The following is a 16,883-nucleotide window of genomic DNA, read 5'->3' on the forward strand; positions in this document are numbered from 1 at the left end:
ACAGCACGGAAGACGATGGGAGGACCAACCATGGGCACAAGATGCGTTACGCTTGCCGCGGCCGTCGGGCTGCTGGCACTGGCCGGCGGTGTGGCTAAAGCCCAGACAGCAGAGATGAGTTTTTTCGTCACCAGTGCGGGGTCCGGCAAGGGAGCTGATCTCGGTGGCATCGAGGGTGCAGATGCGATTTGCCAGCGCCTCGCCCAGGCGGTTGGCGCCGGCGGCAAGACTTGGCGAGCCTATTTGTCGACGCAGGCGAGTGCTGGTGTGGCTGCCGTCAATGCGCGTGATCGCATCGGCGCCGGTCCCTGGCGTAATGCCAAGGGAGCCGTCATCGCCGGCAGCGTTGCTGACCTGCATGGTGCTGCAGCGAATCTCACCAAGCAGACCGCGCTGACTGAGAAAGGCGAAATCGTAAACGGCATCGGCGACAGGCCCAATGAGCATGATATGCTGACGGGCTCGCAGGCTGACGGCACGGCATTCGGTCCGGGCGAGGACCGCACCTGCGGCAACTACACCAGGAGCGGCACGGAGGGAGCGGTGATGATGGGTCACCATGACCGCACTGGGCTCGATCAATCGCCGCCTGCGAAATCCTGGAACATGGCGCATCTCTCTCGCGGCGGCTGCAGCCAGGATGCTCTGAAAAGCACGGGCGGCGCCGGCCGCTTCTACTGCTTCGCGACCAACTGACGCGATCACGCAGCGACCGCCGAGGGTCACCACCGACGATTGGTGCCGTCGCGCGGACGGCACCGCGGAATTCGGCGCCTTCCGGGCCGCGCATCGCGCGGTCGCCTCACAGCGCGCTCGCTATTCCTCGTAGCGGCCCGTGGCATCCCGATCGCGCTCATATCGTCGCTTGAATGGAAACGGCGGCAGCCAGGATTCGCGGCGGACGGTCCAGAGCTCGTAGGTCGGCACCAGTTGGTCGGGGGCATCGAGGGATCCCAGGTTCACCTCGACTTCATCGCCGCTGCGGGCGAAAACCGGCGAGCCGCAGCGGGGACAGAAGAACCGGCCGGCATAGTCGCGGGTCTCGCCGGCAATCGTCACCGCCTCCTGAGGGAACACCGCGGAAGCGTGAAACAGCGCTCCGTGATGTTTGCGGCAATCGAAGCAGTGACAAATGCCGACCCGATAGGGGCGCCCCGAGGCCACGATGCGAACGTCTCCGCAGCGGCAACTAGCGGTGAATCGGTCCATGCCGCGCCTCCACGAAATCAGATGATCTAGATGCCGATGATCAGCATCGTCGAGCGTTGGTGCAGCTCGCGCCAGCCCTCAGCGCCAAAAGCGACAGCTATCGACAGGCGTGTCAAACGATGCCCTCGTGCTGGCGATATTCCAAGGAGGCCACCCGCCTTGCTCCGCATCCTGCTGATCCTGCTCGTCATACTGACGGCTCCGCTCGCGCGCGCTCAGGAGCCCGTCCTCGAACTCGCGGGTATCGGAGCGGCTGCGATCCGGCTCTCGCCGGGATCCCTCGCCAGCCTGCCGGCCGTGGAACGCGACGTGACGTTCGAAACCTCGAAGGGGCCGGCGACGCATCGCTACAAGGGCGTGCTGTTCTGGGATGTGCTGCAGGCGAACAAGGCACTCGACGGCCTCAAGCTCGCCGACCAGTTGAGGAAGACGTTCCTCGTGAGTGCCCAGGACGGCTATCAGATCGCCTTCTCGATCGGCGAGATCCACCCCGATTTCGGCGGCCTGCCCTTGATCCTTGTCACTGCCGTGGACGGCAGGCCGCTCGACGGAGGCTGGCGCCTCGTCGCCCCCGGTGACAAGCGCGGCGCGCGCGCCGTCTTCGAGGTCACGAAGATCGAATTGCGCTGAGGCGGGCTGCGCCCCTCACATCCGGAAAACGCCGAACTTCGTCTCGGGCACATCGGCATTGAGCGTGGCGGAGAAAGCCAACGCCAGCACCCGGCGCGTCTCCGAGGGCAGGATGATGCCGTCGTCCCAGAGCCGGGCTGTCGCGAAATAGGGCGAGCCCTCCTCCTCGTATCTGCTACGGATCGGCGCCTTGAACGCTTCCTCATCGGCCGCAGGCCAGCTCTTGCCCTCGGCCTCGATATTGTCGCGGCGCACCGTCGCAAGCACGCTCGCCGCCTGCTCGCCGCCCATCACCGATATCCGCGAATTCGGCCAGGTGAACAGGAAACGCGGCGAATAGGCCCTTCCGCACATGCCGTAATTGCCGGCACCGAAGGAGCCGCCGACCAGCACCGTGATCTTCGGCACCCGCGCCGAGGCTACCGCCGTGACAAGTTTGGCTCCGTCCTTGGCGATGCCGCGTGTCTCAACGTCGCGGCCGACCATGAAGCCGGTGATGTTCTGCAGGAAGAGCAGCGGGATGCGCCGCTGGCAGCAGAGCTCGATGAAATGCGCTCCCTTCAGCGCACTTTCCGAGAACAGGATGCCGTTATTGGCGATGATGCCGACCGGGATGCCGTGGATGCGGGCAAAGCCTGTCACCAACGTCGTGCCGTAGAGCTTCTTGAACTCGTCGAACTCCGAGCCGTCGACGAGGCGGGCGATCACCTCGCGGATATCGTACTGCTTCTTGAGGTCGGTCGGGACGACGGCTTCCAACTCGGCGGGGTCGTAGAGCGGCTCGACCGGCTCGGCGATGTCGATGTCCGGCCGCTTCACGCTGTTGAGATTGCCGGCGATGCGCCGGGCGATGGCGAGCGCATGGGTATCGTCGCCGGCATAATGGTCGGCGACACCCGACAGCCGCGCATGGACATCGGCGCCGCCCAGATCCTCGGCCGAGACGACCTCACCGGTCGCGGCCTTCACCAGCGGCGGGCCGCCCAGGAAGATCGTGCCCTGCTTCCTGACGATGACCGTCTCGTCCGACATTGCCGGCACATAGGCGCCGCCCGCGGTGCAGGAGCCCATCACGACCGCGACCTGCGGAATGCCTTCGGCCGAGAGCGTCGCCTGATTGTAGAAGATGCGGCCGAAATGCTCGCGGTCAGGAAAGACCTCGGTCTGATGCGGCAGGTTCGCGCCGCCGGAATCGACGAGGTAGATGCAGGGCAACCGGTTCTCGCGCGCGATCTCCTGCGCCCGCAGATGCTTCTTCACCGTCATCGGGTAGTAGGTGCCGCCTTTGATCGTCGCATCGTTGCAGACGATCATGCATTCCCGCCCCGCGACACGACCGATACCGGCGATCATGCCGGCGGCATGGACATCGCCCTCATACATGCCGAAGGCAGCGAGCGAGCCGATCTCGAGGAAGGCCGAGCCGGGGTCGGTCAGGCGCAGCACGCGTTCCCGAGGAAGCAGTTTTCCGCGGGAGGTATGGCGCTCGCGGGACTTGGCATTGCCGCCGAGCGCAGCCGTCGCGCGCCGCTCCTGCAGCTCGTCGCGCAGGCCGGCCCAGGCTTCGGCATTGGCGCGCGTTTCGGCCGAATTCAGATCGACCTTGCTCTCGATGACAGGCACGGGCGCGCTCCCTCACGACAATCCTTGGCCCGAGGTTATGGCGCGCCCTATCGAAAACGCCAACCGGCACGGACACCCGGACGCGGCCGGGCACGCGCCGGGCGCTTGCGTTCACTCGCTCATCTTGTTGATCGATCCGGTTACGGAAGGCGCCGCGACGGCGCCGATCGCACCTCCGGCGACCGCGCCGATCGGTCCGCCGACGATCGCCCCGGCTCCCGCTCCAGCGGCAGCGCCGGCAATGCGCTGGTCCGTCGTGTTGCAGGCTGCCAGCAACACGGCGAAGCTACCGGCGAAAAGGAAAACACGCATCAGTCGTCCCCATGCTTTTGGCCCAGTCCCCATACCGAGGATGGGTTTGGCATGGCTAACGACTGGTAAATCAGACCAAGACTGTCGGCCCGAACACCCGCTCGAAGGCTTCGCGCAGCATCGAATCGGCCTCCGGCATCGTCACCGGCAGGCCGAGATCGACGAGGGAGGTCACGCCATGCTGGCTGACGCCGCAGGGCACGATTCCGTCGAAATGGGAAAGGTCCGGCTCGACATTGAGCGAGATGCCGTGGAACGAGACCCAGCGTCGCACGCGGATGCCGATCGCGGCGATCTTGTCCTCGATATCAGCGCCCTTCTCCGGCCGGCGCACCCAGACGCCGACGCGGTCCTCGCGCCGCTCTCCGCGGATGTTGAAATCGCCGAGCGCGCCGATCAGCCAGCCTTCGAGCGCCGCGACGAAGCGGCGCAGATCCGGCTGGCGCCGCTTCAGGTCGAGCATGACATAGGCCACGCGCTGGCCGGGGCCGTGATAGGTGAACTGCCCGCCCCGCCCCGACCGAAACACCGGGAAACGCTCCGGCGCGATCAGATCCTCGTCGCGCGCCGAGGTGCCGGCCGTGTAGAGCGGCGGATGTTCGACCAGCCAGACGCGCTCGCGGGCCTTGCCGTCGGCGATCAGGCCGGCACGCAGTTCCATCTCGGCGACGGCCTCGTCATAGCCGGTCAGTCCCTCGGCCACGACCCATTCGACCGGCTCGGAGCCTGCTTCCGGCAGGAAGGAGACGGCCAGTTCCTCACGCATCTTCACCATGGCTTAACCATGTTCCGTTCAATCTTTCCAGGCTGGCGACATCCGGCGCGACCTCGGCAAGCCTGATGCGCCGAAAACCGGCAGGCAGGCAAGTTTTGCTGGTCCAATTCTGAAGTAAGGTTCCGGAGGCAGGACTTGAAGGCCGATCTCGATCTCGTTCCCGTCGAGCTCACTGTCGTGCTGGGGCAGACCCAGATGCCGATCTACAAGCTGCTGCGACTCGGCCGCGGCGCCATCATCGAGCTCAACGCCAGCGAGACCGACGAAGTCCAGATTCTCGCGAACAATCACCCCTTCGCCAAGGGAATCGTCGTCGTCAGCGGCGCGAGGATCTCCGTCGAGATCACCCAGATGCTGAAGCGCCCGACGATCTACACCCTGCAGAGCGTCGCCGAAGCCGCCTGAAGCGGCCCATTCTGGGGAAAATTCGATATCGCTCGTTTTTCCACAGTGACGCTCTTGTGGCAGCGGATTCGATTTGCTAGATCGGCGCCGCTCCCTGGTTGCACCGCCCGCAACCGGAACCGAGCTGCGGTCGTGGCGGAATTGGTAGACGCACTACCTTGAGGTGGTAGCGGGGAGACCCGTGGAGGTTCGAGTCCTCTCGACCGCACCAAATTCGGACGGTGTCCAGCGAAAGGCGACCTTCGGGTCGCCTTTTCGTGTTTCCAGGCCATCGTAAGGCGTTACCGCAAGAACCTTGCTTTCCGCGGCAACAGCGAATCGACGGCGCCGAACGGCCGGATCACGGAGCTGCCGCGGATTGGGCTGACAGACGGCGGAACTTTGGTAACGTAAACCGGCCGTCAAGCATTCTCCGCAATTCTCCCCGACATGAACTCCCATCGCATGCAGTTCTCCCGCATCCTGCCCTTTCTGGCTGCCGCCGCTGTCGCGGCCCTTGGTGGCTGCGTGGCGCTCGACAACTATCCGTCGAAGGGCGATGCGCGCCCTCATCCCGGTGTTGCCGCGGCACATAGCTATCCGATCCACGGCATCGACATCTCGCGCTGGCAGGGCGATATCGACTGGGCCTCGGTCAAGGCGGCCGGCACCCGTTTCGTCTACATGAAGGCGACAGAGGGCGGAGACCATGTCGATCCGGCCTTCCAGCGCAACTGGGAGGGTGCGCGCCGCGCCGGCATCCCCCGCGGCGCCTACCATTTCGTCTACTGGTGCCGTCCGGCGCATGAGCAGGCGGTCTGGTTCAAGCAGCAGATTCCCAACGATGCCGATGCGCTCCCGCCAGTGCTCGACGTCGAATGGAACGGGCACTCCCGCACCTGCCCACAGAAGATCGACCGCGAGCTGGCGCGCGAGAAGATCCAGCTGATGCTGCGAGAGCTGGAGCAGCTCACCGGCAAGAAGCCTGTGATCTACACGGACATCACCTTCCACCGCGAGGTGCTGGAAGGCCAGTTCAACGAGTACCCCTACTGGATCCGCTCGACCGCGGCCCTGCCGGAAGTGCGCTACAACAACCGCACCTGGGGCTTCTGGCAGTTCACCACCACCGGCCGCGTGCCCGGCATCAAGGGCGACGTCGACCGCAACGCATTCTTCGGCACAGAGAGCCAGTTCGCCGGCTGGCTGCGCGGCGAATACGACATCGGCATGCGGCGTTGGGACAAGCGGGAGGCCGCCCCGCAACCCGCGGCGGCTCCTGCGCTTCAGCAAGCCCCCTCGCCGGCTCCCGTCCCCGGCCAGGCCCCGCTGCCGGCACCGGACGTGCCGAGCGACGTGCCGGTCGCGCGCATCCCGGGCAGCGCTCCTCCAGTCGCCTCCGCCTTCCAGCCGAGCCGCATGGCTGCGAGGGCGGCTCAGGACTCCGACCTCGACGATTGAGGGCCCGCCAGCCCGGCGGTTAACCAAGGCTGAAACTCTTCGCTAGATTGCGCGGCAATTCTAACCGCTGCTTAACCACGCTCCCGCCATCTGGACCTGTGATGCGGGAGAGACACATGCCAGCGGGCAAGCTGACCAGCGGACGGACCGGGCTTGGAGCCCTTGCCCTAGCGGCGCTTCTGACCTGTTTTGTCGAGCCGGCACTGGCTCTCTATCCGAAGAAGGGCGACAGCGCCCCGCATCACGGCGTCCGCGATGCGCGGCGCAAGGTCATCCAGGGCATCGACGTCTCGCGCTGGCAGGGCGAGATCGACTGGGGCAGGGTCAAGGACGCCGGCACCCGCTTCGCCTTCATCAAGGCGACCGAGGGCGGCGACCATCTCGACCCCAACTTCAAGCGCAACTGGGCCGAGGCGAAAAAGCACGGCATTCCACGCAGCGCCTATCACTTCGTCTGGTGGTGCCGTTCCGCGAAGGACCAGGTGCGCTGGATCAAGAAGCATATCCCGCGCGACCCGGATGCCTTGCCGCCCGTCCTCGATGTCGAATGGCAGAACGACTCGCAATGCACCCGTAAGATCTCGCGCGAGCTGGCGCTCGCCAAGATCGAGGAGATGCTGAAGGGGTTGCGCGAGCACACCGGCAAGAAGCCGATCATCTATACCGACATCAATTTCCACGAGGACGTGCTGGAGGGCGAACTCAAGGATCACCCCTTCTGGCTGCGCTCGACCGCCGCGCCGCTGGCCAAGCGCTATGCCCGGGACCGTTGGGAATTCTGGCAATTCACCACCACCGGGCGCGTGCCCGGCATCTCCGGAGACGTCGATCGCAACGCCTTCTTCGGCAGCGAGCGCGAGTTCGAGGCCTGGCGCAAGGGCCACTTCGACATCGGTTCGCGCAAGTGGCACGGTGGCGAGCCGAAGGTTGCCGAACAGAGGGCACTGCCGACACCGGCCGGCGCCCGCGCGCCGAAGGCTGCGGGCGGAACGCAGCTTCAATTCGCTCCGCCGGGGCGTATCCCGCCTGCGCGCACGGCCGCCAATCGCAACTAGCCGGGGATAGCGACTGTCACGTCGCTGTCACATCCGCAGCGCCCTTAGGCGCGCCGCCGGCCAGACTGCGGCGGTAGCGGAAACAGACCATGCCCGGCGACGTGCAATCCCAATCCGGCATCATCTGGGCCTACCGCTTCGATGAGGATGGGTTGCCGAGCCGGGTTCCGCGCGACATCCTGCCGGACCTAAATCCCGCCGAGGGCTTCGTCTGGCTCCATCTCGACCTCGTCCACACGCGGGCCCAGAGCTGGATCGCCGAGCAGGCCCTGCCGGACGCGACCCAGGAAGCGTTCCTCTCGCACGAGCAGCACCAGCGGCTCGACCATTCGGCCAACCTCGCCTGGGGCGTCTCGCACGATCTGATCCGCGACATCGCCCACAAATCCGAGGATGTCGGCGCGCTGCGCTGGATCGTCGGCGACCGGTTCCTGCTGACCGGACGCCGCGAGGCGCTGCACTCGATCCGCATGACGGCGGAGGCGCTCGATCGCGGCGAGCCGGCCGCGAGCCCGGCCGGGCTGTTCGAGCAGATCATCGAATACATCATCGACGACGTCACCGACGCGGTCATCCGCCTCGTCGACGAGACCGACAGCGTCGAGGATCACATCCTGCTCGATAGGCTGCATGATGGCCCGCAGCGTGTCGGTGCAGTGCGCCGCACGGCCGTCCGCCTGCACCGGCAGCTCAGCGGCCTGCATGTGCTGTTCCGCCGCTTCGCCGAGACGCCGTCCGGCCGCAGCGCCCCGGATGCGGTCAAGGCGGCAGCCCTGCGGTTGCTCCAGCGCATCGACGGCCTGCACCACGATGTCCAGTCCGTACAGGACCGCGCCCGGCTGTTGCAGGATGAGATCGCCGCCCGCTCGGCCAGCCGCACCAACCGGCAGCTCTACGTACTCTCGCTGCTGACGGCGCTCTTCCTGCCTGCGACCTTCATCACCGGCCTGTTCGGCATCAATGTGAAGGGACTGCCCTGGGTCGAGTCGGATTTCGGCGCCGCCTTCGTGTCCCTGTCCTGCATCTGCGCCGCGCTGTTCACGCTGATCTTGCTGCGCCGCCGCGGCGTGATCGGCGACTGAGCCCGCCCCTACGCGGCGGAACGCGTGTTCACCTCGACCGTGACATGCGAGAGCGTCGGCAGATCGGCGAGCAGCGCCTTGTAGGCCGCGGGCGGCTTGGGCTGGCCGGTCACGACCGAGACGATAGCGCTGCGATGGCCCGGCCCAACCTGCCAGAGATGCAGGTCGGCGACCTCCGCGCCCTCGGCCGCGATCCGCTCTCCGATGCGCTTTGCCAGCTCCTCGTCCGGTACCGTGTCGAGCAGCACGCCTCCCGAGCTGCGCAGCAGCCCGATCGACCAATGGGCGATGACGCAGGCGCCGACGATGCCCATCGCCGGATCGAGCCAGACCCAGCCGTAGAAGCGGCCGCCGAGCAGCGCCGTGATCGCCAGGATCGAGGTGAAGGCATCCGCGAGCACATGCATGTAGGCGGCGCGCAGATTGGTATCCCCGCCATGACCGCCATGGGCGTGGTGATGGCCATGCTGGTGGTCGTCATGCCCGTGGCCGTGATGCCCGCTGCCGCCATGGCTGTGGCCGTGGTGATGGTCGTGCCCGTCGCTCAGCAGCCAGGCGCTCGCGAGATTGACCAGAAGCCCGAGCACGGCAACCGCCGTCGCCTGGGTGAAGTCGATCGCGATCGGCGTGTAGAGCCGCAGCGCCGACTCCCAGGCGACAGCCAGTGCGATGAACATCAGCAGCAACGCGCTGGCGAAGGCGGCGAGATCGCCGAGCTTGCCCGTTCCGAAGCTGAAGCGGCGGTCATGCGCATGCTGGCGCGCGAAGCGATAGGCGAAGGCAGCGATGCCGAGCGCCGCCGCATGGGTCGACATATGCCAGCCATCGGCCACGAGAGCCATCGAGCCGAAGACCGTACCGGCCACGATCTCGGCGACCATCATCACTGCCGTCAGGCCGACGACGAGCCAGGTGCGCCTCTCGTGGCGGTCATGCGCGCTGCCGAGAAAGACATGCTCGTGCTGGGCGGGAAAGCTGTTCGCATCCGACATCGGTTTACTCCGCGGCGGTCAGAGATATTTGGTGAGGGCCTTGAGCTCCTCGATCGACTTGCGCGCATCAGGCGTCGAGACCTGTGCGTGGTCGAACAGATGATGCTCGATATGATCGAAAATGAGCAGCGACTTGACCTTCTCCAGCGCCTTCTCGACCGCCTGGAGCTGCTGCACCACCTCGGGCACTGCCCTGCCCCCCTCGACCATGCCGACGACGGTGCCGAGATGCCCCTGCGCGCGGCGCAGGCGGTTGATGATGTCGGGATCCATCGTGAGGCTCATGTACATATCCTATCCCCCTGGATAGGATATGTACAAGCCTTGAATTCCGGTTGGAACGCCGCTCCGCCGATGCCGGCTGCGAGACCTGACTGTGGCGTCGACGCCAAACTGCGCCGGGCGCGGCTGCGCACTGACGCGCCGCCCCCCGGGCAGCTATAACGAAGGCAAAGGGAGCCCCGCTCCCCACGATCTGCCGGGAGGTTCCGCCATGCTTGCCAACGCGCCGCGCCCGTTCAATTTCGACCTCGGCGAGACCGCCGACGCCATCCGCGACACCGTCCACGCCTTCGCGCAGGAGAAAATCGCCCCGCGCGCCGAAGAGATCGACCGCACCAACCAGTTCCCGCGCGATCTCTGGCCGGAAATGGGCGCGCTCGGCCTGCACGGCATGACGGTCGAGGAGGAATATGGCGGCTCGGGGCTCGGCTATCTCGAACATTGCATCGCCGTGGAGGAGGTCAGCAGAGCCTCGGCCTCGGTCGGCCTCTCCTACGGCGCCCACTCGAATCTCTGCGTCAACCAGATCCGCCGCAACGGCAACGAAACGCAGAAGCGCAAATATCTGCCTGGGCTGATCTCCGGCGAGCATGTCGGCGCGCTCGCCATGTCCGAGCCCGGCTCGGGTTCCGACGTCGTCTCGATGCGCACCCGCGCCGAGAAGAAGGGCGACCGCTACGTCCTCAACGGCAACAAGATGTGGATCACCAACGGCCCGATCGCCGAAACGCTGGTCGTCTACGCCAAGACCGATCCGGAGGCCGGCTCACGCGGCATCACCGCCTTCCTGATCGAGAAGGGCATGAAGGGGTTCTCGACCCATCAGAAGCTCGACAAGCTCGGCATGCGCGGTTCCGACACCTGCGAGCTCGTCTTCCAGGATTGCGAGGTGCCGGAGGAGAACGTGCTCGGCCAGGTCGGGCGCGGCGTCAACGTGCTGATGTCCGGCCTCGACTACGAGCGCGTCGTGCTGGCGGCCGGGCCGCTCGGCATCATGCAAGCGGCACTCGACGTGGTCATGCCCTATGTCCACGAACGCAAGCAGTTCGGCCAGTCGATCGGCGAGTTCCAGCTCGTCCAGGGCAAGGTTGCCGACATGTATGTCGCGATGAACTCCTGCCGGGCCTATGTCTATTCGGTCGCCAAGGCCTGCGACCGCGGCGAGACGACCCGCGAGGATGCTGCCGGCGCCATCCTGATCGCAGCCGAGAAGGCGACGCAGGTCGCGCTCGACGCCATCCAGTTGCTCGGCGGCAACGGCTACATCAACGACTACCCGACCGGGCGATTGCTGCGCGACGCCAAGCTCTACGAAATCGGCGCCGGGACAAGCGAGATCAGGCGGATGCTGATCGGGCGGGAACTGTTCAACAAGACGAAGTAAGGGTCAAAGGCGCCGTCATGCTCGGGCTTGACCCGAGCATCTCAGGACGAGATGCCTCAACAAACAGGGCGGCTATACGTCCCGAGATTCTCGGGTCTGCGCCGCGCGCCGCCCGAGACTGACGCGAGGCCCCAATGCCCCTCTATTTCGCCTACGGCCTCAACATGGACCCGGCCGGGATGGCACAGCGCTGCCCGAACTCCCAACCGCTCGGCCCCGCTCGCCTGCCGCGCCATCGCTTCATCGTCACCCGCGACGGCTATGCCTCGGCGATCCGCGATCCGCGCGACGAAGTGCATGGCGTACTCTGGGATTGCTCGCTCAGCGACATCCGCGTGCTCGACAAGTTCGAGGATATCGCGAGCGGCCTCTATGTGAAGATCAGCCAACCGGTGATCGTGCCGGGCGGCGCCAAGCGCACGTTGATCTATATCGGTCGCTCAGCCGAGCCGGGAAAGCCGAAGCCCGGCTACATGGAGACGGTCATCGCTGGAGCAAAACACTTCGGTCTGCCAGAGACTTATATCGCCAACCTGAATCGCTTTCTGACCGAGAACCGTGGGATGGTGTTACCGCGATTGCAGGAAAAACTCCGCAAATTCTGATGCCCCTGCACCACCGCCAGAGCTATTTCGACGCCGGGAATGCTCGGATGTCGGCGGATCGTTGCGAGGTTAGACTAGACGAGTGCCGCGACAGCCCTCGTCGGAGGGGCGTAGCGGAGCTCGACCCGCAAGCCGTCTGCGTCGAAGAAGTGCCAAGCCGAGCCGTTGAAGCCAAGCCGGACGGACTTGCCTTCGATCTGTTCCGTTCCCGGCGGCAGGATGACTGCGAGGTCCCTGTCGAGCATTCTGCAATAGGCGATGCGCGAATTTCCGAGCTCCTCGACCATGTCGACGACCGCGTCGCAGCCCTCGGCCGCTTCGCTCATGACGATCTCTTCCGGACGAATCCCAGCGACCAGTTGCGTGCCGGGTCTCATGCCAGAGCGCAAAGCGATCGCCCGCTCCGGCGCGATCTCGAGCGCGACGACCCCGTCGTCGCGGACGAAAGCCGGCAGTAGGTTCATGGCGGGAGCCCCGAGGAAACCAGCCACGAACAGGGACGCCGGGCGACGATAGATCTCGGACGGCGCTCCGATTTGCTCCACCCGCCCCTTGTTCATGACGATCAGGGTGTCGGCGAGCGTCATCGCCTCGATCTGGTCATGCGTGACGAGGATGGAGGTCGTCCGCAGCCGCTTGTGCAATCGCTTGATCTCGATTCGCATCTGCACGCGCAGCAGGGCGTCCAGATTCGAGAGCGGCTCGTCGAACAGGAAGATCTGCGGCTCGCGGACGATCGCCCGGCCCATCGCCACGCGCTGGCGCTGGCCGCCGGAAAGCTGCGCGGGCTTGCGACCCAGATAGTCGCTCAGCCCGAGAAGCGCGGCGGCCTCGCGCACCTTGCGCTCCTTTTCGGCCTGCGGAACGCGGGCGATCTTCAGCGGATAGGCGATGTTCTGCGCCACCGTCATATGCGGATAGAGCGCGTAGTTCTGGAAAACCATGGCGCAGCCGCGCTCTGCCGGATCGACGAAATTCACCACCCTGTCGCCGATCACGATGGTTCCGTCGGTGACGTCCTCAAGCCCTGCGATCATCCGCAACAAGGTCGACTTGCCGCAGCCCGAGGGGCCGACGATGACCGCAAAGTCCCCGTCGGGGATCGCAACGTCGATGCCATGCAGCACCGGCTTGCCGTCATAGCTCTTGTGGAGCGCCGTGATCGAAAGAGCGGACATCAGAGACCTCTCGGCATCAGCGGATGCCCGATTTCATAAAGGATTGAACGACCTGACGCTGCAGCACGAGATAGATCGCCAGGACCGGCAGGCTCGCCATCGTCGAGGCCGCCATGAGCGGGCCCCAGGCATTGCCCTCGGCCGTCATGAACATTTGGATGCCGATCTGGATCACGCTGTTCTCGGGCGTGCGGCTCAGCAGCAACGGCCAGAAATACTCGTTCCATGTCGAGATGAAGATCAGGATGGCGAGCGAGGCGAGCGTCCCGCGCAAGCTGGGCATGACCACCTCCCACAGCACGCGCCAGTGCCCGGCGCCATCCATTCGGGCCGCCTCCAACACCTCTTTCGGAAAGCTCCGCATGGTCTGGGCCAGCAGCAGGATCGCGAGCGCGGAGGCGAAGTTCGGCAGGATCTGTGCGGCGACGCTGTCGAGCAGACCCATCCGCGCAATCAGCAGATAGTTCGGGATCATCACGACCTGGAACGGCACGAGCCAGGTCAGCGCGATCAGAGCGTAGACGAGACGATCGCCCGGGAAGCGCCAGCGCGCGAAAGCATAAGCCGCCAGCAGCCCGGTGAAGAGCTGGATCACCGTCACCGCGACGGAGATGACAAGCGTATTGGCCAGCATCCGGACGATCGGGATGGCGTCCAAGGCCGCCGCATAATTCGCGAGCGAGAGCTCGGAGGGCCAGAGGCTGGTCTCGAAGATCGCATTCTCGGGACGCAGCGAGGTGACGATCATCCAGTAGACCGGGAACAGGCAGAAGATCGACAGCAGGACCATGACGAGATGGCCCACGGCGCGGCTGCGCTGCCCCGGACGAATGTCAGTTGTCATGGATGGAACACCTGTCGATCAGCCGCAGGAGGACGAAGGCGATCGCGCTGAAGCCGAGGAAGAGGATGACGGCCGAGGCCGAGCTCCAGCCGACGGACATCGTCGAGAAGCCGAAATCCCAAAGCAGGTAGAACAGGTTCGTGGTCGAGCCGAGTGGGCCGCCGCCGGTCAGGACATGGATGTAGCTGAAGCTCCATTGCGCGCCGAGCAGCGTGGTCATCATCAGCAGGAACAGCACCGTGGAGCGCAGCAGCGGCAGGCGCACGTCGCGGATGATCTCCCAACGCGAGGCTCCGTCCATTCGCGCGGCCTCGATCAGCGCCGGATTGATGTTGGCGTTGGCGGCCGAGAGGATCAGCGTCGAGAAGCCGATCAGCTTCCAGCCTGTGATGACGATGATGGTCCAGATCGCCCAAGCGGGATCGCCCAGGAAGCGGACAGGCGCAGCGCCGGTCAGGGTAATGCCGGCATTGACCAGCCCGTGGCCGGGATCGAGCAACCAGCGCCAGACCACCGCGCCGACGACGGGGGCGATGATCATCGGGACGAAGATGATCGCGCGATAGATGTTGCGGGAGCGCGCCGGCAGGTCGTGCGTGTAGATTGCGATCGCGAGCGGCAGCAGCACGGCGAGCGGGATCAGGCCGAGCACGTAGACGCCGGTATTGGCGACTGCATCCCAGAATTTCGGCAGCGAGAATATCCGGACATAGTTGTCCCATCCGACGAAGCGCTGCGGCGCGTTGGGCAGCATGTTCCAGCGGAAGAAGCTGAGCCGCACGGCGTCGATCAGCGGCCAGTAGATCCACAGGATCAGCTTGATCATCGCGGGCGCCAGATAGAGCCACGGAGAGACGATCCATCTCGCCCTGCGCCTCGAGGCCGCCGCAGAGAGCTCGGCGAAGGGTTTCATCGCATGTGCCATGTGCCGGCTGCCGCGCGCTTCAATCGTTCAGCCGGGCCTGCAGCCGCTCGATCCGAGCGGGCGAGAGCCCGATGGCTGCGAGATAGGTGGCGATGCCGCCATGCCGCTCCCGCAGATGCGCGAGCATCGTGCGGATCGTGATCTCATCGCTCGCCAGCATGAGCGAGACCTGGGCCGGATCGGCGCCGCCCGCGAGCGCGCGCTCGCGCAGCCTTTCGAGCATCGCCTGTCCGAGTTCGGCGGTCAGGACGTAGTCGGCGGCGATCTCGTCTTCGGCGACGCCGGCGACCAGCAGCAGGAGCGCAGCAACGATGCCGGTGCGGTCTTTGCCCGCCGTGCAGTGGAAGAGCACGACCCCTTCGGGCGCCTCGGCGATGGCGGCCAGGACGTCCGCGAGCCGCGCGCCACATCGATCCAATGCCTCGCAGTAGCGTGCCGCCATATTGAGCGGCGCTGACAGCGTTCCAATCGGCTCCAACTGGTCGAAAAGCGCTATGCTGCGGTAGCGCACCGTCGGATGGGCAGCGAACGGGTTCGGCTGATGTTCAACCTCGTGGAGCCCGCGCAGATCAATCACCAAAGCCAATCCGCGGTCCACCAGCGCGTCGCGGCTGCTCTCGCTCAGATGCCAGAGGTCGTCGCCGCGCAGCAGACGCCCCCAGCCCGTGGCGACACCACCGGCGCCGGCATAGCCCCCGAGATCGCGGATATTATGGGCGTTCGGCAGTTGCCAGTGACGCAAGGGGTGAAGCGGCATCGATCGGGTGACCTGTCGGTGAACGGAAACGCGGAGGCAGCGGGCGGGGACGCCCGCTCCAGCGTCAAAGGTCAGGGCATCATCGCCTGGCCGCGGGTCTGCGCCTCGGTCAGGATCCTGGCGACGTCGCCTCGGCCGAAGACCGCTTCGATGACGGCGTCCTTCATAAGGCTTTCGACCTGGCGGTAATCGGGGCCGGGAAAGGCGACGTTCGGGGTCAGCCGCGAGAGCTGCTCCAGATTCGGGCGGATCAGCGGGTTCGCGGCGGTCCACGGGCCGAGGTAATTGGGATCGTCGACGATATCGAGACGCAGCGGCAGGTAACCGATCTTGCTGGTGATGACCGTATAGCCGCGCTTCGAGGTCATGAACTTGAGCAACTCGTAGGAGGCACGCTGCTTGGCCGGATCGGTCGAGAACGCGAACAGAGCAGAGCCGGAGTTGGTCGGCGCCGTAGGCTTGGTGCCGAAGGCCGGCATCGGCGCGACGCGCAGCTCCCATTTGCCCCTGGCCGCATTGGAGATGCTGTTTTGCAGCGCGCTCGTATAGAGGAACATGCCGAGCTTGCCTGCAGACATGGCATCGGCCGGGCCGGCCGGGTCCATGCGCGAATGCCCACCGCCCGCGACCATGTCGCGCAGCATCTGCACGGCCTCGATACCTTCGCGGCTGGCATAGGTCAGCCTGTTGCCGTCCCGGACCTTGCCACCGTTCGACATCAGGATCGCCTGGTAGACGAAGGTGCCGTCGGCCGGCCCGTAGGCGCCGGGGAAGAAGCCCTCGGCGCCGGTCTTCTTGGCGATGGCCTCGGCGGCCGTGCGCACTTCTGCCCAGGTCCGCGGCGGCTTGTCAGGGTCGAGCCCCGCCTTCCGGAACAGGTCTGCGTTGTAGTAGAGGATCGGCGTCGAGAAGGTGTAGGCAAGGCCGTAGGTCTTGCCGTCGACCTTGCCGAGCTCCAGGCCGTTCGGGATCATCCCCGCGGTGAGCTCGGCATAGCCCTTGGCGCCCGCCATGTCCTCGAGGGGCTGCGCGCCGAGATCGGTGGCCAGATAGATCAGGTCGCGGAAGACGAGCTGCGCGACGTCGGGCTGCCGCCCTGCAGCCATATCCGCCTGCAGCCGCGTCATGATCTCGTTCGGCGGCACTGGGACCGGCTGCACCTTGATCAACGGATTGGCGGCCTCGAACTCGGCGATGAGCTCGCGCGTCGCCTGCGCGCCGGCCGTGGCTGTGGCGAGGTTGTAGTTGTAGAAGGTGATCGTGACCGGCTTGCTCGGCGGGCCAGCCATCTCCGCCGCTGCCGGGTTCGACAAGACAATGCCGAGCCCGCCCGCAGCCAGCAGCCGCAACATCAAACGTTTCATCATGGGTAGACCCGTCCTTGC

The 16,883-nt window shown here is 65.7% G+C and carries 18 protein-coding genes, 1 tRNA gene and 1 pseudogene; 9 read left to right on the top strand and 11 right to left on the bottom strand.

All coding sequences use genetic code 11. The features are described 5' to 3' along the window. Positions 1-30 precede the first annotated feature (30 nt). The gene (locus AC1DDA_RS09690; RefSeq protein ID WP_476795585.1) at positions 31-696 is read left to right on the top strand and encodes a hypothetical protein; all 666 of its coding nucleotides are present in this window, start codon (positions 31-33) and stop codon (positions 694-696) included. A gap of 120 nt (positions 697-816) precedes the next feature. Here the strand turns inward: AC1DDA_RS09690 and AC1DDA_RS09695 are convergent, their stop codons facing one another. Then, positions 817-1,209 (bottom strand): GFA family protein, encoded by a 393-nt coding sequence (locus AC1DDA_RS09695; RefSeq protein WP_476795586.1) that lies wholly within the window; start codon positions 1,207-1,209, stop codon positions 817-819. 159 nt (positions 1,210-1,368) lie between these two features. Here AC1DDA_RS09695 and AC1DDA_RS09700 point away from each other — a divergent pair, with 159 nt between their 5' ends. Beyond that, positions 1,369-1,839 (top strand): hypothetical protein, encoded by a 471-nt coding sequence (locus tag AC1DDA_RS09700; protein ID WP_476795587.1) that lies wholly within the window; start codon positions 1,369-1,371, stop codon positions 1,837-1,839. A gap of 15 nt (positions 1,840-1,854) precedes the next feature. Here the strand turns inward: AC1DDA_RS09700 and AC1DDA_RS09705 are convergent, their stop codons facing one another. From AC1DDA_RS09705 to lipB, 3 genes are all read right to left on the bottom strand, one after another. After that, positions 1,855-3,462, bottom strand: coding sequence for a carboxyl transferase domain-containing protein (locus AC1DDA_RS09705; protein WP_441512763.1), 1,608 nt, complete (start codon positions 3,460-3,462; stop codon positions 1,855-1,857). A 111-nt stretch (positions 3,463-3,573) separates the two neighbouring features. Further along, the gene (locus AC1DDA_RS09710) at positions 3,574-3,774 is read right to left on the bottom strand and encodes a hypothetical protein (protein ID WP_441512764.1); all 201 of its coding nucleotides are present in this window, start codon (positions 3,772-3,774) and stop codon (positions 3,574-3,576) included. Positions 3,775-3,844: 70 nt separating this feature from the next. Continuing rightward, positions 3,845-4,549 (bottom strand): lipoyl(octanoyl) transferase LipB, encoded by a 705-nt coding sequence (lipB, locus tag AC1DDA_RS09715; RefSeq protein ID WP_476778684.1) that lies wholly within the window; start codon positions 4,547-4,549, stop codon positions 3,845-3,847. 135 nt (positions 4,550-4,684) lie between these two features. Between lipB and AC1DDA_RS09720 the strand changes: the two genes are divergently transcribed. From AC1DDA_RS09720 to AC1DDA_RS09740, 5 genes and pseudogenes are all read left to right on the top strand, one after another. Next, positions 4,685-4,954 carry a FliM/FliN family flagellar motor switch protein gene (locus AC1DDA_RS09720; protein ID WP_149128694.1) on the top strand — a complete coding sequence of 90 codons (270 nt, stop codon included), beginning with the start codon at positions 4,685-4,687 and terminating at the stop codon, positions 4,952-4,954. Positions 4,955-5,080: 126 nt separating this feature from the next. Beyond that, positions 5,081-5,165, top strand: a tRNA-Leu gene (locus tag AC1DDA_RS09725). Positions 5,166-5,383: 218 nt separating this feature from the next. Next, positions 5,384-6,157: pseudogene (locus AC1DDA_RS09730) on the top strand (glycoside hydrolase family 25 protein); the annotation flags it as partial. A 353-nt stretch (positions 6,158-6,510) separates the two neighbouring features. Next, positions 6,511-7,449 carry a glycoside hydrolase family 25 protein gene (locus tag AC1DDA_RS09735; RefSeq protein WP_441512766.1) on the top strand — a complete coding sequence of 313 codons (939 nt, stop codon included), beginning with the start codon at positions 6,511-6,513 and terminating at the stop codon, positions 7,447-7,449. An 89-nt stretch (positions 7,450-7,538) separates the two neighbouring features. After that, entirely contained in the window at positions 7,539-8,531 is a 993-nt protein-coding gene (locus AC1DDA_RS09740; RefSeq protein ID WP_441512767.1) for a CorA family divalent cation transporter, read from the top strand. Positions 8,532-8,539: 8 nt separating this feature from the next. On the opposite strand, the gene dmeF is transcribed toward AC1DDA_RS09740, so the two are convergent. Further along, positions 8,540-9,523, bottom strand: a complete 984-nt coding sequence (gene dmeF / locus AC1DDA_RS09745; protein WP_476795588.1) for a CDF family Co(II)/Ni(II) efflux transporter DmeF — start codon at positions 9,521-9,523, stop codon at positions 8,540-8,542. 18 nt (positions 9,524-9,541) lie between these two features. Beyond that, positions 9,542-9,808 carry a metal-sensing transcriptional repressor gene (locus tag AC1DDA_RS09750; protein WP_476795589.1) on the bottom strand — a complete coding sequence of 89 codons (267 nt, stop codon included), beginning with the start codon at positions 9,806-9,808 and terminating at the stop codon, positions 9,542-9,544. A 208-nt stretch (positions 9,809-10,016) separates the two neighbouring features. Between AC1DDA_RS09750 and AC1DDA_RS09755 the strand changes: the two genes are divergently transcribed. Both AC1DDA_RS09755 and AC1DDA_RS09760 read left to right on the top strand, forming a co-directional pair. After that, positions 10,017-11,189: an isovaleryl-CoA dehydrogenase gene (locus tag AC1DDA_RS09755; RefSeq protein ID WP_476795590.1), complete on the top strand. Its 1,173-nt coding sequence runs from the start codon at positions 10,017-10,019 to the stop codon at positions 11,187-11,189. Between the two features lie 134 nt (positions 11,190-11,323). Continuing rightward, on the top strand, positions 11,324-11,794 hold the full coding sequence (locus AC1DDA_RS09760) for a gamma-glutamylcyclotransferase family protein (RefSeq protein WP_476795591.1): 471 nt from the start codon (positions 11,324-11,326) through the stop codon (positions 11,792-11,794). Between the two features lie 74 nt (positions 11,795-11,868). On the opposite strand, the gene AC1DDA_RS09765 is transcribed toward AC1DDA_RS09760, so the two are convergent. The 5 genes from AC1DDA_RS09765 to AC1DDA_RS09785 all read right to left on the bottom strand — a co-directional run bounded on the left by AC1DDA_RS09765 (position 11,869) and on the right by AC1DDA_RS09785 (position 16,865). Beyond that, positions 11,869-12,972: an ABC transporter ATP-binding protein gene (locus tag AC1DDA_RS09765; protein ID WP_476795592.1), complete on the bottom strand. Its 1,104-nt coding sequence runs from the start codon at positions 12,970-12,972 to the stop codon at positions 11,869-11,871. Positions 12,973-12,988: 16 nt separating this feature from the next. Further along, positions 12,989-13,816 (bottom strand): carbohydrate ABC transporter permease, encoded by an 828-nt coding sequence (locus tag AC1DDA_RS09770; protein ID WP_441512773.1) that lies wholly within the window; start codon positions 13,814-13,816, stop codon positions 12,989-12,991. After that, positions 13,806-14,642, bottom strand: a complete 837-nt coding sequence (locus AC1DDA_RS09775; protein ID WP_476795593.1) for a carbohydrate ABC transporter permease — start codon at positions 14,640-14,642, stop codon at positions 13,806-13,808. The genes AC1DDA_RS09770 and AC1DDA_RS09775 overlap by 11 nt, the downstream gene beginning before the upstream one ends. 118 nt (positions 14,643-14,760) lie before the next feature. Continuing rightward, the gene (locus AC1DDA_RS09780) at positions 14,761-15,498 is read right to left on the bottom strand and encodes a tyrosine-protein phosphatase (protein ID WP_476795594.1); all 738 of its coding nucleotides are present in this window, start codon (positions 15,496-15,498) and stop codon (positions 14,761-14,763) included. Between the two features lie 71 nt (positions 15,499-15,569). Further along, positions 15,570-16,865, bottom strand: coding sequence for an ABC transporter substrate-binding protein (locus AC1DDA_RS09785; protein WP_476795595.1), 1,296 nt, complete (start codon positions 16,863-16,865; stop codon positions 15,570-15,572). Between the last annotated feature and the right edge of the window lie 18 nt (positions 16,866-16,883).

The sequence above is a fragment of the Allobosea sp. 10N428 genome (assembly GCF_056394545.1).